The organism is uncultured Muriicola sp. (assembly GCF_947258935.1).
Lineage (GTDB): Bacteria > Bacteroidota > Bacteroidia > Flavobacteriales > Flavobacteriaceae > Muriicola.
The window spans coordinates 1-3,569 of record NZ_CAMYKH010000121.1 but is presented as its reverse complement, the minus strand read 5'-3'; the positions used below and the strand labels follow the sequence as shown (position 1 = coordinate 3,569).

At 40.1% G+C, this 3,569-nt stretch carries 4 protein-coding genes and 1 pseudogene; 3 read left to right on the top strand and 2 right to left on the bottom strand.

Features of this window, described 5'->3' with window-relative positions; translation table 11 throughout:
* Positions 1 to 645, bottom strand: a 645-nt coding sequence (gene ychF / locus Q0X72_RS13370; protein WP_297766410.1) for a redox-regulated ATPase YchF, incomplete at its 3' end; no start/stop codon positions are given.
* A gap of 80 nt (positions 646 to 725) precedes the next feature.
* Between ychF and speB the strand changes: the two genes are divergently transcribed.
* Positions 726 to 1,514 carry an agmatinase gene (speB, locus tag Q0X72_RS13365; protein WP_297766407.1) on the top strand — a complete coding sequence of 263 codons (789 nt, stop codon included), beginning with the start codon at positions 726 to 728 and terminating at the stop codon, positions 1,512 to 1,514.
* Positions 1,515 to 1,520: 6 nt separating this feature from the next.
* Here the strand turns inward: speB and Q0X72_RS13360 are convergent, their stop codons facing one another.
* Positions 1,521 to 1,874 (bottom strand): 4Fe-4S dicluster domain-containing protein, encoded by a 354-nt coding sequence (locus Q0X72_RS13360; RefSeq protein WP_297766405.1) that lies wholly within the window; start codon positions 1,872 to 1,874, stop codon positions 1,521 to 1,523.
* A gap of 126 nt (positions 1,875 to 2,000) precedes the next feature.
* On the opposite strand from Q0X72_RS13360, the gene Q0X72_RS13355 reads away from it, so the two are divergent.
* Together Q0X72_RS13355 and Q0X72_RS13350 are read left to right on the top strand one after the other, a co-directional pair.
* Positions 2,001 to 3,059, top strand: a complete 1,059-nt coding sequence (locus tag Q0X72_RS13355; protein ID WP_297766403.1) for an acyl-CoA reductase — start codon at positions 2,001 to 2,003, stop codon at positions 3,057 to 3,059.
* Between the two features lie 77 nt (positions 3,060 to 3,136).
* Positions 3,137 to 3,569: pseudogene (locus Q0X72_RS13350) on the top strand (aminotransferase class V-fold PLP-dependent enzyme); the annotation flags it as partial.

The following is a 3,569-nucleotide window of genomic DNA, read 5'->3' as shown; positions in this document are numbered from 1 at the left end:
TCCCCCTACCGCAGATGCTTCATCCACATTACAAACATAGAGCACAGGTTTATCTGTTATTAATTGTAATGGAGACACAAATTCTATGCGATCTGCCTTGTCAATCTCAAGAGCCCTGACAGAAATTCCAGCTTCTAACTGTTCTTTTATTCTGACTAGTACTGCTTCTTCCTTTTGCGCTTCCTTATTCCCTGTTTTCGCAGCCCTCTTTACTTTATCTAACTTCTTTTCAACAGATTCGAGGTCCTTTAATTGCAATTCCATATCGATGGTCTCCTTATCGCGAATTGGATCTACAGAACCATCTACATGAACTACATTATCATCATCAAAACAACGCAATACATGAAGAATAGCATCTGTTTCCCTTATGTTGCCAAGGAATTGATTTCCCAGACCTTCCCCTTTACTCGCTCCTTTAACAAGTCCGGCAATATCAACAATATCTACCGTTGCCGGTAGAACCCTTTCCGGGTTAACCAGTGATTCTAATTTCTCGAGCCGGGCATCAGGAACATTTACCACCCCTATATTGGGTTCAATTGTGCAAAACGGGAAGTTCGCACTTTGTGCCTTTGCATTGGACAAACAATTAAATAAGGTCGATTTTCCTACATTGGGCAATCCTACAATACCTGCTTTCATTCTTGAGATTCTGGTTTACGGGGTGCAAATATACTTTTTACTCCTATATTTATTGTAATATTCGGCTAGAGATCTGTTCTATGAAACCACCTATATTTCTACAAGGCATTTTATTTGATGAGAAATCGTCTTTCTTAAGAGGTCCGTCGAAAGCCCCTGCTGAGATAAGGGCCGCATATCACAGTTCATCTTCAAATTATTTTGCTGAAAACGGCTTAGAAATCAGTCCGGATATATTTGAAGACAAAGGTGATTTTAAAATAGAGGAGTACTTTGATATAGAACGTATTACAGCCTCTAATTTAAATAAAAACATCCCTATTATTACCTTGGGTGGTGACCACTCCATTAGTTATCCGGTTCTCAAGGCACTATATCAGGAATATGGATCACTGGAAATACTTCATATTGATGCACATGGAGACCTTTATGATAGTTTTGACGGGGATCGCTATTCTCACGCATGCCCATTTGCCAGGGTCATGGAAGACAAACTGGCGCACAGACTTGTGCAAATTGGAGTAAGGACCATGAATACCCATCAGCGGGAACAAGCGAAAAAGTTTGGCGTAGAAATAGTTGAAATGAAAGACCTGGACCTGCAAAAGCTCCCGGTGTTTAAGAATCCACTCTATCTTTCTGTAGATATTGATGTCCTCGACCCAAGTTGCGCGCCCGGAGTTTCACATCAGGAACCCGGAGGTTTAATGGTAAGAGAACTATTGCATATTATTCAACACATTCAAGTTCCCATCTTAGGCGCTGATATCGTTGAGTATAATCCGGAAAGGGATGTAAATAAGATGACAGCAATGGTTTGTGCCAAGATCTTTCGTGAAATACTTTCAAAAATAATAACCAACAATTAGCATTCCCTATCCGTCAGGATGCATAAATCGTTGTTTACCCAATAACTCTTCTTCTGTCTCTACATGGTCCTCATCGGGAACACAACAATCTACCGGGCATACCGCTGCACATTGTGGTTCTTCGTGGAAACCCATGCACTCAGTACATTTATCAGGAGAGATATAGTAAATTTCATCGCTGATGGGCTCTTGCACATCTTCCGAATTCACTTTTTTACCATTTGGCAATACCACTTCCCCTTTTAAGGAAGTTCCATCACCATAACGCCATTCGTCTGCTCCTTCATAAATAGCTGTATTAGGGCATTCCGGCTCACATGCCCCGCAGTTAATACATTCATCTGTTATAATAATAGCCATAATCCTCTTTTTCTTTTAAGCAATTTTTACTAGCTGCAGGAAACCCTTCTTATTAGGATCAACTTTTGTTTCAGTTTCATACTTTTGCGGCAAAGGTACTGCTGAAACATATTTTGTACAAATATAATGGGGACCCTGGAACAAAGAATACAAGCATTTGTTAAACTTGGCGAATTTCTTCGCACTTATGGCAGATATAAGGCCGGTGAAACCGCACCTGCTGACAAACTCACTAGTTTCTCCAAGCTAGATGATATTGTCAGCAAGGCAGGTCATAAAAATGGGTGGTTTACCGAAGAGAACCTTTTGTATGCCTTTTCTGCCTGGGGTGAAGTTTTAACTCCTCAGGGAATAAACGATTGGCTTACTTCCTATTCCTTTAAAAAAACTCCATCTAAACAGGTTGCCATCATAATGGCGGGTAACATTCCCATGGTAGGATTTCACGATCTACTGGCCGTGGTATTAACAGGGAACCGGGCTATTATTAAGCTGTCTTCTAATGACACCGATTTTATACCCTTTTTTATCAGTTTACTTGAAACGTATGAGTCAGCCTTAAAGGGGGGCATGATCATTACAAAAGGAACCTTGACCAGTTTTGATGCAGTGATCGCTACCGGGAGTAATAACACTTCACGCTATTTTGAGTATTACTTTGGGCATAAACCCAATATTATTCGTAAAAACAGAAATAGTATTGCCATTTTAACCGGCTCGGAATCCAAAGAACAATTAAGCTCTTTGGGCGAAGATATATTTAGATATTTTGGATTGGGTTGTAGAAGTGTGAGCAAACTTTTTGTTCCTCAGGGGTATGACTTCGATCTTTTTTTTGAAGCAATAGCGTCTTATTCATTTTTAAAGGATCATCACAAATACCACAATAATTACGATTACAACAAGGCAGTATATTTAATGAGCCAGTTTCCATTTTTAGACAACAACTTTTTTATGCTGAAAGAGGATAAACACTACGCCTCACCTATTGGCACCGTATTTTATGAGCAGTATTCATCTTTGGATACATTGATAGCTAAATTGGAAAGAGAAAAGGACCAGATACAATGCGTTGTATCGCAAGGGGTTATGGATAATGAGATACCTTTTGGCAACACTCAAGCACCCTTACTTACAGATTATGCTGATGGTGTGGACACTGTTGAATTCTTGTTAAAAACCTAGGACAATTATTCCCGATTTGTCCCTGCTATCTCGGGTTATTTTAGGACCTTTACAACTGCAAAAATGGCAACAACTCTATGAAAAAACATAATTTTAGCGCAGGTCCTTGTATTCTTCCGACCGAAGTAATGCAAAAAGCTGCCGCGGCAGTTCTGGAACTAGACGGAATAGGTCTATCTCTTATAGAAATTTCACATCGCAGTAAAGAATTCGTGGCTATAATGGACCAGGCCAGATCTTTGGCCCTGGAACTTTTGGGTTTAGAAGGGAAAGGATATCAGGCTCTGTATTTACAGGGCGGTGCCAGTCTTCAATTCCCAATGCTGGCCTATAATCTGCTCGAAAACAAGGCAGGCTATCTAAATACCGGCACATGGGCCAGTAACGCTATAAAGGAGGCTAAACTAATTGGCAATGCTATTGAACTGGCTTCTTCTGAGGATAAAAATTTCAACTATATACCCAAGGATTTTGATATTCCTAATGATCTGGATTATCTGCACCTAACCT

Excerpts from the sequence above, each read along its gene's own strand:
- Q0X72_RS13360 (WP_297766405.1), bottom strand. The coding sequence starts at position 1,874 with ATGGCTATTATTATAACAGATGAATGTATTAACTGCGGGGCATGTGAG.
- Q0X72_RS13355 (WP_297766403.1), top strand. The coding sequence starts at position 2,001 with ATGGGGACCCTGGAACAAAGAATACAAGCATTTGTTAAACTTGGCGAA.
- speB (WP_297766407.1), top strand. The coding sequence starts at position 726 with ATGAAACCACCTATATTTCTACAAGGCATTTTATTTGATGAGAAATCG.